This is a genomic window from Paludibacterium paludis, from assembly GCF_018802605.1.
Lineage (GTDB): Bacteria > Pseudomonadota > Gammaproteobacteria > Burkholderiales > Chromobacteriaceae > Paludibacterium > Paludibacterium paludis.
Genome location: NZ_CP069161.1, coordinates 702,373 through 722,742 on the forward strand (window position 1 = coordinate 702,373; position 20,370 = coordinate 722,742).

At 63.8% G+C, this 20,370-nt stretch carries 14 protein-coding genes; 8 read left to right on the forward strand and 6 right to left on the reverse strand.

Annotation, left to right across the window (positions count from 1 at the left end):
- Positions 1–4: 4 nt before the first annotated feature.
- From JNO50_RS03110 to JNO50_RS03125, 4 genes are all read left to right on the forward strand, one after another.
- Positions 5–943: an ABC transporter ATP-binding protein gene (locus JNO50_RS03110; protein ID WP_215796473.1), complete on the forward strand. Its 939-nt coding sequence runs from the start codon at positions 5–7 to the stop codon at positions 941–943.
- Entirely contained in the window at positions 936–2,048 is a 1,113-nt protein-coding gene (locus JNO50_RS03115; protein WP_189533413.1) for an ABC transporter permease, read from the forward strand. The genes JNO50_RS03110 and JNO50_RS03115 overlap by 8 nt, the downstream gene beginning before the upstream one ends.
- Before the next feature lie 155 nt (positions 2,049–2,203).
- Positions 2,204–2,851, forward strand: a complete 648-nt coding sequence (locus JNO50_RS03120) for a response regulator (protein WP_189533411.1) — start codon at positions 2,204–2,206, stop codon at positions 2,849–2,851.
- Between the two features lie 8 nt (positions 2,852–2,859).
- Entirely contained in the window at positions 2,860–4,272 is a 1,413-nt protein-coding gene (locus JNO50_RS03125) for an ATP-binding protein (RefSeq protein ID WP_189533409.1), read from the forward strand.
- Here the strand turns inward: JNO50_RS03125 and JNO50_RS03130 are convergent.
- The 6 genes from JNO50_RS03130 to JNO50_RS03155 all read right to left on the reverse strand — a co-directional run bounded on the left by JNO50_RS03130 (position 4,232) and on the right by JNO50_RS03155 (position 9,689).
- Positions 4,232–4,966 (reverse strand): 4'-phosphopantetheinyl transferase family protein, encoded by a 735-nt coding sequence (locus JNO50_RS03130; protein WP_189533407.1) that lies wholly within the window; start codon positions 4,964–4,966, stop codon positions 4,232–4,234. The two genes, JNO50_RS03125 and JNO50_RS03130, sit on opposite strands and share 41 nt — an antisense overlap.
- On the reverse strand, positions 4,963–6,369 hold the full coding sequence (locus JNO50_RS03135; RefSeq protein ID WP_189533405.1) for an efflux transporter outer membrane subunit: 1,407 nt from the start codon (positions 6,367–6,369) through the stop codon (positions 4,963–4,965). The genes JNO50_RS03130 and JNO50_RS03135 overlap by 4 nt, the downstream gene beginning before the upstream one ends.
- Positions 6,366–7,277 carry an HlyD family secretion protein gene (locus tag JNO50_RS03140; RefSeq protein WP_189533403.1) on the reverse strand — a complete coding sequence of 304 codons (912 nt, stop codon included), beginning with the start codon at positions 7,275–7,277 and terminating at the stop codon, positions 6,366–6,368. The genes JNO50_RS03135 and JNO50_RS03140 overlap by 4 nt, the downstream gene beginning before the upstream one ends.
- Entirely contained in the window at positions 7,274–7,993 is a 720-nt protein-coding gene (locus JNO50_RS03145) for an ABC transporter ATP-binding protein (RefSeq protein ID WP_189533401.1), read from the reverse strand. The genes JNO50_RS03140 and JNO50_RS03145 overlap by 4 nt, the downstream gene beginning before the upstream one ends.
- An 11-nt stretch (positions 7,994–8,004) precedes the next feature.
- Positions 8,005–9,132, reverse strand: a complete 1,128-nt coding sequence (locus JNO50_RS03150; RefSeq protein WP_189533398.1) for an ABC transporter permease — start codon at positions 9,130–9,132, stop codon at positions 8,005–8,007.
- 332 nt (positions 9,133–9,464) lie between these two features.
- Positions 9,465–9,689 (reverse strand): hypothetical protein, encoded by a 225-nt coding sequence (locus tag JNO50_RS03155; protein WP_189533396.1) that lies wholly within the window; start codon positions 9,687–9,689, stop codon positions 9,465–9,467.
- 50 nt (positions 9,690–9,739) lie between these two features.
- Between JNO50_RS03155 and JNO50_RS03160 the strand changes: the two genes are divergently transcribed.
- The 4 genes from JNO50_RS03160 (at position 9,740) to JNO50_RS03175 (ending at position 20,328) form a co-directional block, all read left to right on the forward strand.
- On the forward strand, positions 9,740–11,410 hold the full coding sequence (locus JNO50_RS03160) for an AMP-binding protein (protein WP_189533394.1): 1,671 nt from the start codon (positions 9,740–9,742) through the stop codon (positions 11,408–11,410).
- A gap of 11 nt (positions 11,411–11,421) precedes the next feature.
- The gene (locus JNO50_RS03165) at positions 11,422–11,880 is read left to right on the forward strand and encodes an HIT family protein (protein ID WP_189533393.1); all 459 of its coding nucleotides are present in this window, start codon (positions 11,422–11,424) and stop codon (positions 11,878–11,880) included.
- A gap of 608 nt (positions 11,881–12,488) precedes the next feature.
- Complete coding sequence (locus JNO50_RS03170) at positions 12,489–18,749, forward strand: DUF4347 domain-containing protein (protein WP_189533391.1); 6,261 nt, start codon at positions 12,489–12,491, stop codon at positions 18,747–18,749.
- A gap of 61 nt (positions 18,750–18,810) precedes the next feature.
- A complete protein-coding gene (locus tag JNO50_RS03175) occupies positions 18,811–20,328 on the forward strand; it encodes a TolC family protein (RefSeq protein WP_189533389.1) in 1,518 nt (505 codons plus the stop codon).
- The last annotated feature ends 42 nt before the right edge of the window (positions 20,329–20,370 follow it).

Consider the following 20,370-nt stretch of genomic DNA (forward strand, 5'->3'; position numbering starts at 1 on the left):
GGACATGGCACCACACGACCCGGTCATCGAATTCAACGGCGTGACCAAGCGTTTCAAGGATCTGACCGCCGTCAACAATGTGTCGCTGGAAATCGGCCGTGGCGAGTTTGTCGCCTTGCTCGGGCCGAACGGGGCGGGCAAAACCACGCTCGTGGAAATGATCGAGGGGTTGAGCCGGCCGGACGAGGGCACTATCCGCCTGCTTGGCAAGAGTTGGGACAAGGACGAACGGTATTTGCGCCCCCGCCTGGCCGGGGTGCTGCAAGAGCCCCTGTTCATCGGCAAGCTCAGGGTCGAGGAGACCGTCAATCTGTTCGGCAGTTTTTACCGGCGGCCGCGCAGCCGCACCGGCGAAGTGCTGGAGCTGGTCGAGTTGACCGCTAAACGCCGCGCGTTGGTGGAAGGGTTGTCGGGCGGCCAGCGGCAGCGGCTGGCGCTGGCCATCGCCATGTTGAATGAACCGCAGATCATGATCCTCGACGAACCGACCACGGGGCTGGATCCCCAGGTGCGGCGCGGCACATGGGAAATCCTGCGCAGACTGAACAAGGAAAGCCGCTCGACGATGATTCTCACCACCCATTACATGGAGGAGGCGGAATTCCTGTGTGACCGGATCTGCATCATGCACCAGGGAAAAATTCTCACCCAGGGCACGTTGTCGCAACTGCTGCAGACGCATGAGCCGGGCGAGATCGTCGAATACCGGGTTCGCAATGAAAGCGCCTGCGATGAACTGAAAAACAGCGACAACGTGATCAGTTACAGTTACGACCGCGAGTCCGCCAAGGCCCGCATCCTGGTGCACAACGGGTCGGATTTTCTGTTCCGTCTGTCGGCCTTCGTTCGCGAGCGCAAGGTCGACATCGACGAAATCATCGTACGCAAAAAAACACTGGACGATTTGTTCCTGTCTCTGGCCGGTCGAGGTTTCCATGAATAACGCTCTGATCAATCTTGTCGCGGTGCAATTCCGCCAATATTTCCGCGAGCCGCAAATCCTGTTCTGGTCGTTCGGTTTCCCGTTGCTGCTGGTATGGCTGCTCGGCGTCTCGTTCTCCGATGACAGCGTGAAGGAACGGGTGGTGGGGATCGTGCTGCCCGCCAATCAGGTGGCCGCGCAGGCGGATATCAGGGCCTGGGCCGCGCGCATCGAGGGCAAGGAGCATACCCTGCCATCGGTGGTCAATGCCGGCGATGTCAAGCGCAGCCACCTGATCACAGTGAAATTCCGCTTTACGTACTACAACAGCCGCGAGGAAGTGGTGCGCGGGTTAAAGCGCGGGGATGTCCAGGTTTTCGTCGAGCCGGATGCCGCCTCGGGCAAACGGGTGTATTACCTGGATCCGCAAAACAGCGAGGCGATGCTGACGTATTTCTTCCTGGGCGACGATCCGGGCGGTTTGTCCCGGGCGATCGCCAAGGACATGTCGGTGCTGGAGGGCCCGGGTCTGCGCTATATCGACTTTCTGGTGCCGGGACTGATCGCCATGGCCATCATGGAAACCTGCCTGATCTCGGTCGGCTGGGCGCTGGTCGATAAGCGCGTGACCAAGGTCACCCGGCAGATGCGCATCACGCCGATGCGCAAGCACGATTTCCTCGCGGCGCACGTGCTGGCCTGCTTCGTGTTCAGTTTCATGGAGATTCTGGCCATTTACCTGTTTGCGCAGAACTACTTCGACGTTCATGCGCAAGGGGGCATACTTCCCTTCATCGTGCTGATCGTCGCGGGCAATCTGTGCTTTGCCGGCATTTCGATCCTGGCCGCCTCGCGCGCGCTCAAGGCCCAGACCGCCAGCGGGTTGCTCGAAGTGACCATCCTGCTGCTGGTGGTGTTCTCGGGGATTTTCTTCAGTTACAAGCATTTCCCCGACTGGATGGTGTCTGTCATCGAAGTGCTGCCACTGACCATTCTGGCCGATGCGATGCGCAAGGTCTTTGTCGAAGGCGCCGGTGTTGTCGATGTCGCGCAGGCGGCGGTCGTCCTGACGCTGATGGGACTGGGGTCGTTCCTGGCGGGGTTGCGGGTGTTCCGCTGGTACTGAGTGCAAGGAGAGCCATCGCGCTTGATGATTGAATAATCAGCGTTTCTGTCGATGTTGTACGAATAGCAGGTGTGGTACAGTCGGACAATTCTCAAACAGGGCCGGAATGCGCATCGCATCGCGATACACAGCCTGCCCGGGACTTGACGCCGATAATGAACGTACTGCTGGTGGAGGACGATCTGGCCCTCGGGGAGGCGCTCGGTCAGGGCTTGCGCCTGGCCGGCCTGCGCGCCGTGTGGGTGCGCAGGCTGAAAGACGCGCGCGCGTTCCTGTCGTCCGAGACCCACGATGCCTTGCTGCTGGACCTTGGGCTCCCCGACGGAGAAGGACTCGATCTGTTGCGCGAACTGCGCGCGAAAGGCAATGCCCTGCCCATCATCGTCCTCACTGCTCGCGATGACCTGCCAAGCCGTCTTGCCGGGTTACGCGAGGGGGCCGACGATTATCTGGTCAAGCCGTTCGCGATTCCGGAACTGCTCGCGCGCCTGCAGGCGGTGACGCGGCGCAGCTGCGGCTTCGTGTCATCGGTGTGGCAGATCGGCTCCCTGGTGGTCGATACCGACACACGCAACGTGACGATCGATGGCGAGCCGGTGGTGTTGTCGCCCTCCGAGTTCGCTCTGTTGCTCGAGCTGGTGCGCAAGGCCGGCAAGGTGGTGAACCGCGAGCATCTGGTCGGACACCTGAACTGCGAATCGGACAATGCCCTTGAAGTGCATGTCCATAACCTGCGGCGCAAACTCGGCAGCGACCGGGTGCGCACGGTTCGCGGTGTCGGTTACCTGTTGCCCAAACCCTGAGGGCGACGATGGCATTCTCCCGCGGTCGTTCATTATATCGACGTCTGGTCTGGACAAGCCTTGCGTCCATTGTCGCCATCTGGTCCTTGCTGCTGATCTGGTTTTACTGGGAAGTGACGCGTGTCGGCACCGGATTTTTCGACCGGGACCTGAGCAATCTTGCCGGTACCGTGGCGGCGGTCTACAGCACGGATGTCGGCGAGCCTGGCCGCTCGCATGTCATCGAACGGCAGATTTTCCAGTTCAGCCGTTCCTATTCGAATTCTCCGTTGCTCGAGCACGAGTTCGCCTATCGCATCGTCGCGCCGACGGGGCCTGCGCTTGCCCAGTCCGGTGTCTGGCCGGTGCCGGGCAATCCCGAACCCGGCGCTCCGCCGGTCAACCGCGGACGCTGGCGGGTGGTTTCCGCCCAGAGCGAGAACCGCGCGATCACCGTGCAGATCGCCATCGAGCGCGGTTTCGTGCAGCGTGCCCAGGCGGAGATTCTGGTGTTTTTCCTGTTGCCCCTGCTGGTGACATTACCGGTCATGATTGTGTTGCTGCAGTTGGGCTTCGGACGCGCGCTATTGCCGCTGAACAATCTTGCCCGGGCCATTTCCGAGCGCAACCCCTCCTCGACTCAGCCGTTGGCGAGTCCCGATTCGGCCTACCGCGAACTCGCGCCGGTATTTACCTCGGTCAACGTGCTGCTCTCCCGGCTGGCCTCCTATCGCGAGGGCGAGCAGCGTTTTTTTGCGGATGCGGCGCACGAGATGCGCACGCCGCTGGCGGCGCTGGGGGCTCAGATCCATCTGCTGGAGCAGGCCGCCTCCGAGCAGGAGCGTTCCGACATCGCCGCCCGGTTGCAAGAGAGTCTGTCGCGTTGCGCCGAACTGGTGGGCAAGCTGCTGGCGCTGTCGCGGCTCGAATCCGAGTCGACCCGCTCGCACGTGCAGATCTTTGATCTTGCCGTTCTTGCCCGCGAAGCGCTGGCCCGGCACGCCCCGCATGCCATCGCATGCGGGATGGACATCGCTTATGAGGGGGCGGATACCGTGCCGTACGCGGGGGACGCCATCGCGCTGGACAGTCTGCTGGACAATCTGCTCGACAATGCCATCCGGTATTGTCCGCAAGGCTCGGCAATCCGGCTGGAGGCGGAGGAGGGATTTCACTGTGTGCGTCTGGCGGTATACGACGACGGGCCGGGCATTCCGCCCGAATGGCGCGAGGAGGCGCTAAAACGGTTCGTCCGCTTGCCGGATACGTCCGCCACCGGCAGCGGACTGGGACTGGCGATCGTTAAGCGGGTGGTCGAGTTGCATGGAGGTTCGCTGCTCCTTGGCGACGGCTTGCATGGCCGCGGTCTGGGCGTGGAAATCCGCCTGCCGGCCGCCGGAGTCAACGCGCCGCCGGTGCTTCCCGGGCCAGGCAGCGGGTAACCAGACCCTTGTCCGCCAGGGCAAAGGCAACCCGGTGCACATCGCCCTGCCGATGGCGGTCCGACAGCGTGGTGGCCAACCGCAGGCTGATTTCTCCCCGATCGGGATCCAGATCCTCCGCGACGGCGTCCAGGAACTCGAAGTAGCGACCCACGGTGGGGTAGAGCGCCTTGAACAGACTCTCTTTCGCAGAAAACACCAGCGTGGTCCAGATCTCGCTGCCTAGCGCGGCCCCCAGTTCCCGCTCCCGGGCGGTGGCGATGTGCGGCGCGATCGACCGGGCGGTGTCGGCCGGCATGGTCAGTTCGAGGTCGATGCCGACGCCGGTCAGCGAACCGGCCGGCGCGGCAATCGCCACGGCCAATCCGTGGCAATGGCTGATCGATCCGAGGTAGCCACCGGGCCAGCATGGCGCCCGATGACGGCCGACGGCCAGATCGGCCGTCCCTGTGTACCCGCAACGGCGCAAGGCTTCGCGGGCGCACCATCGCCCGGCGGCGAACTCCACCCGGCGCTTGAGCACGGCGCCGGACAATGCCTCCGGCAAGGGAGCGTGGGGCGGTGTCAGCGCCGTCAGCATGGTTTCGTCGATCGTGTAGCGCAGCGAAGCCTGCCGCAGCGCGGCGCAGGCTGGCGGCAAGCGGCTCAGGGCGGCTTCGAGGCCATCAAGTTCGCAGGCAGTGTCAAGGCTCATTTTTTCGGGTCGGGTTGTTGTGGATCCCAGCCGCCGCCCAGGGCGGCGATCAGTCTGACGGCGGCCTGCAAGTGCTCCTTGCGGCTGAGCAAGGCATCCTGTTCGGCTTGCAACTGGGTCAATTGTACCGTCCATTCGCCGCTGCCCTGAAGCAATCCCGCCTGCCGCGAATTCTGCGCGGCCGCAAGCTGCCGTCGCGCGAGGTCGCTCTGGCGCTGCCGCGTATCGTACTGGGTCTGGGTCTGCATGATCGCCGCCAGACCGTCCTCCACTTCATATACCGCCTGAGTGATGGCGCCATGCCAGGCCGCGTATTGTTCGCGGGTCGCCGAGCGGCTGCGCTCGGCTTCCTGACGCAGCCTTCCCCCATCAAACAGCGAGACGGCGATTTGTGGCATCAGCGACCAGGCCAGGACATGGCTCTTGCGCAATCCCGCCCAACTGCCGGCATTGATGCCCACGTTGCCGATCAGGTTCAGGGCCGGCCAGCGGGCCGCTTCGGCCTCGTCGGCCCGTGCCCTGGCGGCGTTATAGCGGGCTTCGGCCGCCGCCAGGTCAGGGCGCCGCTGCAACAGTTGCGCTGGCAATTCGCTGCCGATTTCCGGCAGCGTCAACTGGTCGACCGGCAGGGCGGGAGGCAAGCGGCACTCATCCGGCATCTGGGCGGCGAGCAAGCACAGGCTGCGCTCGACTTTCTTGAGCGAGTCGGTGTGCTGGGTGACCTGCAGCGCGCTCTCGGCGGCTTCGCGTTCCTGATCCCGGATCTTGTTGCCGCTCGTCAGCCCGGCTTTTTGTCTTGCCTGGGCACTTTGCCAGACGCGCTGGCGCAGGTCGGCCGCATGGCGTAGCCGTGATTCGCTGGCGATGAGTTCCGCGCGCGTCATCCACAATTCCGCCGTTTGCCGGGCGAGGCTCAGCCGCAAGGCCGATTCGTCAAAGCGGGTCGCCTGATAGTTCGCTTTGCCGGCCCGCACGACCGCGCTGACCTTGCCGCGCAGATCGAGTTCATAGGAGAGATTGAACTGGCTGGCGTAGCGCCGGCTCGGATTGGGCGTGTCTTCGCTCAGTTCTCCCAGATCGTACCGCGACAGCTTGCGCCGTTCCATGGACTGCTGGAATCCCACCGTGGGGTAGCGTTCCGCTTCGGAGACGCCCAGTTCCGCCGCCGCCGCATCCTGGCGGGCGAGGCTGACGGCCAGATCGGTATTACCGGCCCAGACCCGGGCGATCCATTCATTCAGCCCCCGGTCGCCGAACATGGCCCAGGCTTGCGAACCCATCGGAGCGTTGCCGGGCAGTGGCGCGCTGAATTGGGCGGGCAGCGCCGGCGCAGGCCGGGGGGGCGTGTTCTGGGCGCAAGCCGCCAACCCCAGACACAGCGCGAGGGTGACAGGTCGATTCATGATTTTCCCGCTCCGTCTTGACGAACGATCCGGACGATCACGCGTTGGCCGATGCGCAGCTGGGGCGCTTCGACGGACAGGACGCATTCGATGATGCGCATGTCCTGCTTTTCGTTGGGATCATCGGTTTCCGGCCGATTGCCGAACACTTGCCCCAGGCGCAGCACGCGAGCCTTGTAGGTTTTCTTGTCATCGGCCTCGAGCGTGACCTCCGCGGCCTGCCCAGGTTGCACCGAGTTGACAAAACGTTCCTCGAGGTCGGCGCGGATGATGCGCGGACCGTTCGGCGCGAACTGAAACAGCGGGGTCACGTTGAGCGTCGAGGTACCGTCGCCCGGCTTGGCCTGGCGGCGGATGATGCGGCCGTCCTGCGGCGCCCTGACCACATGGCGTTCCACTTCCAGCTGGCTGGCCGCCATCTGGGCGTCGGCCACGGTCAGCGCGGCTTTTTGCTTGTCGAGTTCCGAGATGGCGAGGTTCACCTGGTCGCGCGCGTTGTCCTTGTCCTGGCGCGATACTTCGTCATCGCCCGGCAGGCTTTCGACACGCCGCAGCTCCCGCTGGGCGATGGCCAGTTTGGTTTGCGCGAGCTTCAATTCCTCGCGCGCCGCCTGCTGCTCCCGTTCGCGGACCTTGTGCGCGAGCATGGCCTCCCGGTCATCGATGCGGGCGAGCACCTGGCCGGTTTTGACCTCGGCGCCTTCCTCCACTTCGACCTGACGGACAATGCCGGGACGCGGCGCGGCAATGTTGATGATACCGCCTTCGATGCTGACGCTGCCCTTGGCCACCGCGGCCCAGGGCGACACGATCGGCGCTTTGGTTTTTTCCGGTTCCGAGCAGCCCGTCAGCAGTACGGCGACGAGTACGGCGGCCGATAAAGGATGAATGAAAGTCTGAGTGTTCATGCGGTAGTCTCCGGGATATGGCTGGCGCGCTGGTCTTTGACGACGCGTCCGTCTTCCAGGGTGATCACGCGGTCGGCGTGCTTGATCAATCGGTTGTCATGGGAAACGCCCAGCACCGTGGTGCCCCGGGTTCTGGCGATTTCATGCAGCAGGCTGACAACGATCTGGCCGTTCTGGCCGTCCAGCGCGCTGGTGGGCTCATCGGCAAAGAGAAGGCGCGGGCGTTTGACCAGCGCGCGGGCAATGGCGACCCGCTGCTTTTCTCCGCCGGACAATTCCAGCGGGCGAAGCTGCATGCGCGAGCCGAGCCCGACCATCTCCAGGGCTTCTTTGGAGCGTTGCCGGGCCTCGTCGGCATGAATCTTTGGCCCGTAGTTCAAAGGCAACATGACGTTTTCCTGGGCGGTCAGCGCGGCGAACAGATTGAAGCCCTGAAAAATGAAACCGCAGTTTTCCAGGCGGAAGGTATCGAGCTGGGAAGCGGTCAGTTTGCTCAACTCGATGCCCAGCGCGTGCACGGTCCCGTTATCCGGCGCGAGCAGGCCGGAGAGCGCCGACAAGAGGGTACTCTTGCCGGAACCGGACGGTCCGATGATCATGGTCAGCTCGCCGGGCAGAATCGACAGCGAAATGTCGAACAGCACCTGCTGGCGGGTTTTGCCGCTGGAAAAGGAGCGGTCGATGTGTTCGGCGACGATCGAGGGTGTCGTGGACATGGTGGCTCCTGTCAGCGCAACAAAGTGAAAGGCTCGGCCTGGTTGAGCGCGCGCAATGCGGCCAGACCCGACAGCATGGCGATGCCAAGCACCAGGATGCCGGTGGCGATGCAGCCTGCCAGAGGCGTTTCCAGCGGGATGTAGGCCGCTTTGGCCACCATGATGAGGATGGAGCCGACCACGGCGGTGATCAACAGGCCGACCACGCCCACCCAGAAGGACTGTTCGAGAACCACTCCGCGCAAGGAGGAGGTGGAGACTCCGAGTGCCCTGAGCGTGGCGTATTCGCGCAGTGCCGCGACAATCGCTCCCATCAGGGTCTGACTGGTGATAACGATGCCGACCAGCAGGCCGAGCGTCGACGAAAACAGAAACCCCGATCCCGCCCCCGATTCGAACAGCCAGTAGCCTTGCGACTGGGTCGAGAACTCCTCGGACGTCCAGACCTGGAACGGTTTGAAGCTGCCTTTGGGCTGCAGCAGGTCGCGCACGGCTTCCGCGTTCTCGGGGTTCTTGAGTTTGATCAGGAAGTATTCGGTATTGTCCTTGCGCAGGCTCGGATCCAGCTTGCGCGCGGTGGCCAGCGAGGCCAGCACGTTGGCGCTGCCCATGGAGCGCATGCCGTTGACCGTGCCGACAACCTTGACACGCTTGCCCATCAGTTCGGTCGTGTCTCCTACCCGCACACCGAGTTTGTCCAGATCGGCGATATCCACGAGGATGCTGTTAGGCTCGTCCAGAAGCTGGCGCAGGCGCGGCGTCAGCAGATTGGAGAACGTCATCGAGTCAGGCGACGGGCTGATGCCGATCAGCACGGCGATCAGTTTGCCGCCGGTCGGGCGAAGCCAGTCTCCGCCGGTCCAGGTCAGACGTTCGACCCGGGTGACTTCGGGGTGCATGCGCAGGCTGTTTTCCACTTTGGTGCTGATGGGACGGGCGAGGTCGACACTTTGCGTGCCGGGGTAGCCGGCCCAAAGATCGGCGCCCGAGCGATCGATATACACGGCCACCGAACTGAACATGCCAAGCAGCAGGCTCATCTGGATTTGCACCAGCAAACCGGCAAAGGCGACCGCGAGCGTCGCCGGCAGGAAGCGGCGCCATTCGTAAATCAGCGAAGATCGGGCGATGGAAACCATGGCTCAGTCTCCATGCGCGAAGGCGTGGTCGGCAGGGGCTGAAGCGCGATGCCGTAAAAAGCGGTTCATATCGGACTCCGGGTTATGGGTTGTGCCCAGTTTGCCGGAGTTAGCTTAGTGTTTCCTGAGTTGTTTATGCAATTGTATTATCCGTCGGTGAGATGCCGTCATGATGGCCGGACACTGTCCAACCGGGGCGTGACGAAAAAATGGCGGGACGATCCGGGCTTAACGGTACCGCCGGTATCTCTCGTTTCCTTCCCTTTATTCCCTCGGAATCTGCGCCTTGTTGCAACAAAACCCGACCTGTCATCATATTGAATTGACATGACTTAGTCATGGCTGTTTCCATGTCCGATCAGAATCGTCAAGGACAAGACGACCGGGATTTCATTCGGCAATGAGGAAATCTTCATTATGCCGATGTCGCCGGGCGTACCGGTCTTGCCTGCTGTGCCACGGTTTTTACCCTCGCGGGTTTGCGCCGATTGCCGCGGCGACCGGGTGCTTGAACGGCGTATGCCGATGATCGTGACGCCAATCAGGCCGCCGGTCATGCGAGGCGATGCCGGTTTGGCTAACAATCAGCCCTGATGGAGGAGTTCGTATGCATGTCGTGCCGCCTCAGCCGGATAGTGCCGCCGGCATTGATTTTTCCCGCTTCTCGTCGCTGGGGCACATGGTGGCCGACAGTGCCGCCCGCTTCCCGCAGCGCAGCGCTTTTCACAATATGGGGCGGGATCTGAGCTACCGCGAACTGGACAGGTTGTCGGCGGCCATGGCCGCCTACCTGACCGGCTCGCTGGGGCTGCAAAAAGGCGACCGAATCGCCCTGATGATGCCCAATCTGCTGCAATACCCGATCGCCTTGTACGGAGCGCTGCGCGCCGGCCTGGTGGTGGTCAACGTCAATCCCCTGTATACCGCCCGGGAACTGGAACACCAGCTCAAGGATTCGGGCGCCCGCGTCATCGTCATCCTGGAAAACTTTGTCCATGTGCTGGAGGAGGTCAGAGCGCGCACCCCGCTCGAGCAGGTGCTGGTGACGGCGATGGGCGATATGTTGCCGGCGCCCCGGCGCTGGCTGGTCAATGCGGTCGTGCGCCATGTCAAACAAATGGTGCCGGCCTGGTCGCGTTCCGGAACCGTGCCGTTCCTGCGAGCCTTGGCCCGGGGCGGACGGCTGCGCGGACGGGATGCGGATGTCGCGCCGCACGACATGGCCTTTTTGCAGTACACGGGAGGGACGACCGGCGTTTCCAAAGGCGCGGTGCTGACGCACGGCAATCTGCTGGCCAATGTCGAGCAGGCCCACTCGGTGCTCGGCGAGCCGTTGGGCGAGGAGGGAGCGGTATTCGGCACGCCGCTGCCGCTCTACCACGTGTTTGCGCTTACGGTGAATTGTCTGCTGGTGACCCGTATGGGAGGCACGAGCGTCCTGATCACCAATCCGCGCGATATCCCGGCTCTGGTCAAGGAGCTTGGCAAACATCGGATCGGTTGCCTGACCGGCGTGAACACCCTGTTCAATGCGCTGGTCAACGATGCGGGTTTTGCCCGTCTCGATTTTTCTCACTGGAAAGTGGCGGTGGGGGGCGGGACGGCGATCCAGCAAGCGGTGGCGGAGAAATGGCAGGCCATTACCGGCCTGCCGCTGGTCGAAGGCTACGGCCTGACCGAAACCTCTCCGCTGATTTCGGTCAATCCGGTCCGCCTTGGCCGCTATACCGGCACGGTGGGCGTGCCGGTGCCGGGCACGATCGTGACTTTGCGTGACGATCAGGGAAAGGATGTCGCGCATGGCAGTCCTGGCGAGCTGTGCGTCAAAGGGCCGCAGGTCATGCAAGGCTACTGGGGACGGCCGGAGGAGACCGCCAAGGTCTTTCATGCGGACGGTTTTTTCACGACGGGCGACATCGCGGTCTGGACCGCCGAGGGTTATCTCAAACTCGTCGACCGCAAGAAGGACATGGTGCTGGTCTCCGGCTTCAATGTGTATCCGAACGAGGTGGAGGATATCGTGGCGCGGCATCCGGGGGTGCAGGAGGTGGCCTGCATCGGCGTGCCGGACGACCGCACCGGCGAAGCCGTGAAAATCTTCGTGGTCAAGCGCGACGCCGCATTGAATGAAGCGGATCTGATCGAGCATTGCCGACAGTTTTTGACCGCCTACAAGGTGCCGCGCCAGGTCGAGTTCCGCGATGAACTGCCCAAATCCAATGTCGGCAAGATTCTGCGCCGCAGTCTGCGGGATCCCGCGCCGTCCGCGGCGAGCTGAGGGGAAGAGTCATGAGTCGCACATGCCTCTTTTGCGAGATCGTGGCCGGGCGTTTGCCGGCCAGTGTGGTGCTTCAGGACGAGGCGTGCCTGTGCCTGATGGACATTCATCCGGTCGGGCGCGGTCATGCGCTGGTGATCCCGCGGCGTCACGCCGCCCGGTTGCATGATCTGCCGGCCGGTGAGCGCGAACACCTCTTCGGCGTTGCCGAGCGGATCCTCGCCGCCGAGCAACGGGTCGGGCTGGCGCGGGACGGCGCCAACCTCCTGCTCAATGATGGCAGCGCCGCCAATCAGCATATTCCGCACATGCATATTCACCTGATCCCGCGTTCTCGCGGCGATGGATTGCGCGTGATGGGCCGGTTCGCCGCCCGTATGCTGAACATGTTCGGCCTCCGCCAGCGTCGTGATGTCCTGGACGCTCTGGCGAGACAGCTGGCGGCGGACATGGCGGATCGGAAGGGATAACGCCGGGCCGGTTTTCTTCCCTGCCTTTCGCTTGTCCGTATCGTGAACCGGTCTTGGAGCTTAGCCGGCCTGTCGGGGCCGAACGTCAACCGCGCGTGCCAGTCGCGCGCGTCTTTGCCATGCCCGCGAAAAACGATCGGGTATCGGCGCCAACATTTTCCTGTGTATAACCCGATGACAGCGGTTTTTCTCTTTCTTTTCCCAGGAGGCGGTGATGCGGCGGAGTGGGCGAGTCTGGCAATCGGAATGTTACCGGTCTGTTTGTCGATAGCATTTGTGTTTTTCAATGTTGATGCCATAACAAAAATAGATGTATAAACCGAATATTTTGTTACTATAGCTACAAATTCGTCATTTGTTCGATTGTGAGATTGTTTCTTGTGTGGTCTTTCATGGGGTGACGCGTTTGTGGCTTCGGTTTGCGGGAGCTGTCGGTTTGGATAGGCATTGCCTATGGTTGCCGGTCACGGCATTCGATGGGTGATGTGTTGCTGGACTGGTATTCGTTGGGTCGGTGTCATGCTGCACCAGTAAGGATTGTCATGAGTATGAAAACATCTTCGCCGCACGCTCACGGAAAGCCCGTCCGGACTGTCCGCCGTCCCCTCATGCAAGCCCTCGAACCGCGGCTGATGTTCGACGGGGCGGTGGCCGCCACGGTCGCCGATGCGCACACCGACGCCCCGCATGCCGCCGAGCGCGCGCTTTCTCCGGGATTTCTGGCGCCCGAGCGCCATGCCGAGAAAGTGGCGGACAAGGTCGCGGCCTTGCTCGCGCCGGCCGAACCGCCCAGGCAGGTGGTGTTCATCGAATCCAACGTCGCCAACTACCAGACGCTTGTCGCGCAGGTGCTGGCCGGCATGGAAGTGGTGGTGCTCGATGCCGGCAAGGACGGATTGAGCCAGATCGCCGAGTGGGCCCGGAACCATCATGGCTATGCCGCGATTCATATCATTTCCCATGGCGGCGCGGCGGATCTGATGCTGGGCAGCAATGAACTGACCACGGCCCGGCTGGACAGCCGCCAGGGCGATCTGGCCACGATCGGCCAGTCCTTGCGGGCGGGTGGCGACATTCTTCTTTATGGCTGCGATATCGGCGCCGGCGGCAGCGGAGCGGCTTTTGTCAGCGCGCTGTCCCGCTACACCCGCGCCGATGTGGCGGCCTCCACCGATGCGACGGGAGCGGCCCGGTTGGGCGGCGACTGGACGCTGGAGCGCAGCAGCGGAGCCATCGAGGCGGATGCTCTGCATTTCAGTTACGAAGCCCTGTTGGCCAGGCCATCGACGGGGGTCACGGATTTTGTTGACTATAGCTCGCCAGTCAACAGCAATGTCAGTGGCTCAGTCATCAGTGCCACCAGTATTTTGGGGTGGGACGGTTCGATGCAGATAGGCGGCAGCTATGATGGCAACGAGCTCATCGAGATCTCGCAGCTCGGCGTTGATCAGATTCAAACGCTGAACTTTGATAGTAACGGGTCGATACCTATTGACTATGTCAGTATGAAGCCGAATGACGGCAGTCGATTCACCCTGAACTCCATTAAAGTGGTGGTTAACCAATACGATAGTGGAAATATTGGCGGCAATCTGCAACTGGTCGGTTATCTAAACGGAGCGGCGGTAAGCGGAGCGGTACTGATATTGAATGTGGGAGAGGTGACGCAAAATGCACACGCAGTCCTCTTCGACGTTTCGGGTAATGCCTTCTTTCGGGGCATCGATTCGTTCCGGGTCATGGCGGTCAGCGGCCACTCGGTCACGGGGGCTATCGGCATCGGCCCCATCAATGCGATCAATTTCGGTTTCGCGCCAACGCTGACCGCCAGCGGCGGTTCCAGCGCCTACAGCAGCGGAACGGGGGCCGCGGTGGGGGTGGACAACGGCATCACGCTGTCCGATTCGGACAGTTCCACCCAGGTCAGCGCCACGGTGTCGATCACCGGCAACTTCCGCAGCGGCGAGGATATGCTGGCCTTCTCCAATGATGGCAGCACCATGGGCAACATCGCGGCCAGCTACAACAGTGGCACCGGCGTGCTGACGCTGACCTCGAGCGGCGGGACGGCGACGCTCGCGCAATGGCAGGCGGCGTTGCGCGCCGTGACCTATCAGAACTCGTCGCTGTCTCCCAATACCGGCAGCCGTACCGTCAGTTTTTCGATCAATGACGGTTTTAGCTCCAGCATCGATGTGACCAGGACGGTCACCGTGGCGGCGGACGCCGCGCCGGTGATCGGCAACCTCAATGGCGACAGCGCCACCTTCACGGAAAAGGGCAGCGCGGTCAAACTCGATAGCGGCACGGCCTCCACGGTCACCGATAGCGATACCCCTAACTTCAACAGCGGCAATCTGACCGCGCACATTTCCGCCAATGGCCAGAGCGGCCAGGATGTGCTGGGCATCGATACCAGCGGCACCGTGTCGCTCAGCAGCGGCACCAGCGTCGGCAGCGTGGTGTCGGTGGGCGGTGTGGCCATTGGCGTGATCGCCTCCAATGGCGATGGCGTCAATGGGCACGATCTCATCATTACCTTTAACGGCAACGCCATACCGTCGCGGGTCGCCACGCTGGTGGCGGCGCTGACTTACAACAACACCAGCAATGATCCGAACACGGCGACCCGAACCATCAACATCAGCGTCAACGACGGACGGGGCGGGACGGGGTCCGGCAATGTGACCGTTTCCGTGGTCGGGGTGAACGATGCGCCCACGGCGTCGGCGACGGGCACCAACCCGACCTTTTCGATGGGCGGGTCGGCCGTCGCGGTGTTCAGCGGCGCCAGCGTCAGCACCGTCGAGACCAGCCAGAGTGTCATCCTGCTGACCTTGACGGTCTCCGGCCTGCAGGACGGCAGCAGCGAAATCCTGTCGATCGACGGCAGCAACGTGGCCTTGACCAACGGCAATTCGGTGACGACCTCCGGCGATGGCCTGAGCGTCTCGGTCTCGGTGTCCGGCGGCACGGCCACGCTGTCGATCAGCAGCGGAGGCGGGATGTCGGCCTCCACGGTCAACGCCGTGATCAACGGCATCACTTACCGGGACAGCAGCGGCAACCCTTCCCTCGGCAACCGGGTGGTGACGCTGACAGGCATCAAGGACAATGGCGGCACCGCGAACGGCGGGGTAGATACCACCACGCTGTCGCTGGTTTCGACGGTCGGTATCGCCGTGGTGCCGGTGGTGACCCCCAGTGGCGGCAGCGCCGCTTTCACCGCCGGGGACAACACCGCGTCGACGCCGGTGGCGGTGGACAGCGGCCTGACTGTGACCGATGCGGCCAGCAGCACGCTGGTCAGCGGCACGGTGTCGATCACCGGCAACTTCCACAGCGGCGAGGATGTGCTGGCCTTCACCAACAACAACTCGTCGCTCTACGGCAACATCTCGGCCAGCTACAACAGCGGCACGGGCGTGCTGACGCTGACCTCCAGCGGCGGGACGGCCACGCTGGCCCAATGGCAGGCCGCCTTGCGCGCGGTGACCTACACCGATACCGCGGTCACGCCCAACACGGCCACCCGCACCATCAGCTTCCAGGTCAACGATGGCAGCGCCAGCAGCAATGCGGTCACACGCACGGTGACCGTGGCGGCCACCGACCAGACACCGATCGCCTCCGCCAGCGGCGGCAGCGCCGCCTTCACCGCTGGGGACAACACCACGTCCACCCCGGTGGCGGTCGATCCGGGCATCACGGTGAGCGATCTGGACAACAGCACACTGGCCAGCGCCACGGTGTCGATCACCGGCAATTTCCACAGCGGCGAGGACGTGCTGGCGTTCACCAACACCAGCAGTGTTACGTTCGGGAACATCGTGGCCAGTTACAACAGCGGCACGGGCGTCTTGACGTTGACCTCCAGCGGCGGGACGGCCACGGTGGCGCAATGGCAGGCCGCCTTGCGCGCGGTGACCTACACCGACAGCGCGGTCACGCCGAATACGGCGACCCGCACCATCAGCTTCCAGGTCAACGACGGAACCAAGAACAGCGCGGTGGTGACCCGCTCCGTGACCGTGGCGGCCACCGACCAGACGCCGATCGCCACGACCAGCGGCGGCAGCGCGGCCTTCACCGCCGGGGACAACACCACGTCCACCCCGGTGGCGGTGGATTCCGGCATCACGGTGAGCGATCTGGACAACAGCACGCTGGCCAGCGCCACGGTGTCGATCACCGGCAACTTCCATAGCGGCGAGGATGTGCTGGCCTTCACCAACAACAACTCGTCGCTCTACGGCAACATCTCGGCCAGCTACAACAGCGGCACGGGCGTGCTGACGCTGACCTCCAGCGGCGGGACGGCCACGGTGGCGCAATGGCAGGCCGCCTTGCGCGCGGTGACCTACACCGACAGCGCGGTCACGCCGAATACGGCGACCCGCACCATCAGCTTCCAGGTCAACGACGGAACCAAGAACAGCGTCGCGGTAACACGCGCGGTGACCGTGGCGGCCACCGACCAGACACCCATCGCCACGCCGACGGGGGGAGACGCGAACTATGTGCTCGATGGATCCTCCACCCCTGTGGCGGTGGATCCGGGCATCACGGTGACGGACCGGGACAACAGCACGCTGGCCAGCGCCACGGTGTCGATCACCGGCAATTTCCACAGCGGCGAGGACGTGCTGGCCTTCACCAATAACAACAGCTCGCTATATGGCAATATCGCCGCGAGCTACAACAGCGGCACGGGTGTGCTGACGCTGACCTCGAGCGGGGCCACGGCGACCCTCGCGCAATGGCAGGCCGCCTTGCGCGCGGTGACCTACACCGATAGCGCGGGTACGCCGAATACGGCTACCCGGGTCGTCAGCTTCCAGGTCAATGACGGTACGGTGAACAGTGCCGCCGTCACGCGCAACGTGGCTCTGCACCTGCCCACCCCATCCGTCGGCGGCCTGACCGCCGGCTCCGATACCGGCGGCAGTGCCTCGGATGGCGTGACCAGCCAGAACCAGCCTGTCGTGACCGGTACGGCCGTCGCCAACAGTCTCGTTACCATTTATGTGGACGGAGTGTCGGCGGGAACCACGACCGCCAACGGTAGCGGCGCCTGGAGTTTCGACTTCGCGTCGGCGGGCCCGCTGAGCGACGGAGCCCATGCGATCACCGCCATGGCCAGCCTTGGCGGAACCAATAGTTCACTGTCGGGCGTCTGCAATGTCTCGATCGATACCCGTTCCCCGACGGCGCCGGGCGGTCTGTCATTGACGACCGCGACGGACACCGGCAGCAACCACAGTGACGGCGTGACCGGCAACAATCGGCCGACGCTCGCCGGCACGGCGGAGGCGGGCAGCACGGTGACGGTGTACGTGGATGGCGTGGCGGTGGGCACGACGACGGCGGATGGATCCGGCGCCTGGAGTTACAGTCTGGCTACGCCGCTTCCCGACGGCGACCACAGCCTGCGCGCGGTGGCGACGGATCTGGCCGGCAATGTCGGCGGACAGTCGGTGGCGTACGCGATCACGGTGGATACCGCGGCGCCGACGGCGCCGGGCGGTCTGGCATTGACGACCGCGACGGACACCGGCAGCAACCACGGCGACGGCGTGACCGGCAACAATCGGCCGACGCTCGCCGGCACGGCGGAGGCGGGCAGCACGGTGACGGTGTACGTGGATGGCGTGGCGGTTGGCACGACGACGGTGGATGGATCCGGCGCCTGGAGTTACAGTCTGGCCACGCCGCTTCCCGACGGCGACCACAGCCTGCGCGCGGTGACGACGGATCTGGCCGGCAATGTCGGCGGACAGTCGGCGGCGTACGCGATCACGGTGGATACCGCCGCGCCCGTTGTTCGGTCGATGACGCCGCTGGATCCGGTGGCCGGCAGCACCGGAACCCTGCGCTACGATATCGTGTTTTCCAAACCGGTCACGGAGCTGTCGCCGGACGCTTTGACCTTGCTGACAGGCGGCAGTGCTCGCGGGACGATCGCCTCGGTGGTGGCCGTGGGAGCCGGGCATTTCGTGGTGACGATCAACGCGGTGAGCGGGGAAGGGTCGCTGGCGCTTGCCGTGAAATCCGGAGGAGTCGTCGATCTGGCCGGCAACGCCAATACCGGCCAGATGGTCGGCCCGGCTTACCAGTTGGCGGCGGCGGTCGAACCGCCTCCCCCTCCTGCGCCTCCCTCCCCGGTGACGGTTCCGTCCGGTCCGACGGCTCCCGTGACCTTGCCGCCCATTACCCCGAACATTGTGCTGACCGCCGTATCGCGTCCGGCTGGCGGATCCTTGCTGGCTCCTCCCCTTTCGCTTCAAGCCGGCGACTTGCCCGTTGCAGGCGTGTCCGGTGCCGTGTTCGGCCAGGACCGGTTTGCGCCGGTGGCCGTCGAGCCGTTCGGGCGCACGGGAACGGGCACGGCATTCGTGTCCCTCCTTGGCGGCGCTGGCGGGGCGCCCATGCAGGTCGTCCCGGATTTGGGCATACACCCGCTGGTGGCCGGCCAGTCATTCAGTTTCAACCTGCCGCCAGGCACCGTGCTCGTGCGCGGCACCGATGCGGTGATCACGATTCAGGTGCGGCAGAGCAACGGCCAACCGCTGCCGGCCTGGTTGAAGTTCGATGCGCAAACGGGGCGCTTCAGCGGAATCCCGCCCGCGGGATGGAACCGCTCCTTGTCGCTGGAACTGACGATCAGTGACCAGAAGGGGCACCGTGGCGTGACCCATATGCAGCTGAAGGCGGGAAGCGCTAACCGCGCGGAAACAGAATCCGCGAAAAGCAAGGCTGCGGCCGCCAAGCCGGCCTTGCAGGAGCAATTGAGTCTGCACGGCAAGCCCGCTTTCGATGAGCTGGTCGCGCAATGGCTGCAGCCGGAATCGGAAAAGGAAACGGCATGATACGCGGCACGCCTGCCGGGTATTGCGCCCGCATTGACAACAAGCCATATTGGGGATGGGTATGACCCGACAGAAGCCAGGAGATGTTCCGGGGCGTTATCGCGCGTTGAGCGCGCTTTTGCTGGTGGCGCTAAGCGGTTGTGCCGTGACGCCGGCGCCGTTCAGCCTGGAGGAGCGACGCGCCACGCTCGCCGTTGACCGGCAGGCGATGTTCGGCAGCCAGGAGCCGCTGGGCGGCCCGGTGACCTTGCAGGAGGCCATGGCGCGGGCCCTGAAGTACAACCTTGACTATCGGGTCAAGCTGATGGAAGAGGCGATGGCCCAGCGGCAGCTCGATCTGTCGAGTCTCGATATGTTGCCCAAACTCGCCGCGGCGGCCGGTTACACATCGCGCAGCAAGGAAAATGCCTCTTCGTCCCAGAATGTGGCGACCGGCGCGCAGTCGCTGGTACCGTCGGTGTCATCGGAAAAAACCAGCCATACCGCGGATCTTAATCTCAGCTGGAATGTGCTGGACTTCGGCGTCGGCTATTTTTCCGCCAAACAACAGTCGGACCGCGTGCTGATTCTCCAGCAGCGCAAGCGCAAGGTGGCGATGCAGCTGGTTCAGCAGGTGCGCGAGGCCTGGTGGCAGGCGGTGGGCGCCCAGCAGTTGGAGGAGCGCATCGATGCCCTGCTGGCCGAGGCCAACAGGGCGCTGGAGGACGCGCGCCAGGTGGAAAAGCAAAAGCTGCGCGCGCCGCTGGATGCGCTGAACTATCGCCGTCAGTTGCTGGACGTGATCCGCCAGATGGGGATGATCCGCAACGCCCTGTCCCAGGCCAAGCCGCGTCTTGCGGCCATCATGAATGTGCCCCCGGGGATGCCGTTCAAGGTGGCTGTGCCGTCCGACATGCCGACTCCCGCTCTGACGCTGACGCTTGACGAGATGGAGGAGATGGCCCTCGTCAACCGGCCCGAGGTGAACGAGGCGCGCTACAGCGAGCGCATCGGCGCCGTCGAGACCCGCAAGGCGCTGGCCAAGCTGCTGCCCGGTCTGGAGATCAGCGTCGGCCAGCACTACGACAGCAACAAGTTCCTGGTCAATCATTCCTGGAGCGACGCCGGATTGCGCGTCAGCTGGAACCTGCTCAACCTGTTCAGCGCGGGCCCGATCACCAAGGTGGCGGGCGCTCAGCTCGAGGTGGCCCGGGCGCAGCGCATGGCGTTGAACATGGCGGTGTTGACCCAGGTGAATGTGGCGTATCTGGACTTGCAGGGACGCACGCGCCAGTTCGCCATGGAGAAAGAGCTGAACGACGTCGAGCAGCAGATTTACGCTCAAAACCGCAATGCCACCAGCAGCGGCGCGCAGGGTCGTCTTCCGGCGATTCTGGCGGATGCCAACGCCGTGCTGTCGTCACTGCGCCTCTATCAGAGTTACGGTGAGTTGCAGAATGCCTACGGGCAAATGGGGGCCAGCCTGGGGCTGGACCCGCTGCCCGAGAGCACGGCGGGCTATGACCTGCCGGCCCTGGCCGAAGCCTTCAAGGGCGCGGAAGGGCGCTGGCAGGGGCAGGTATCGGGCGGCAAGCCGTAACGGCGTTCCTCCTTTTTCGGGCGGGCATGATAACGGCTTGTT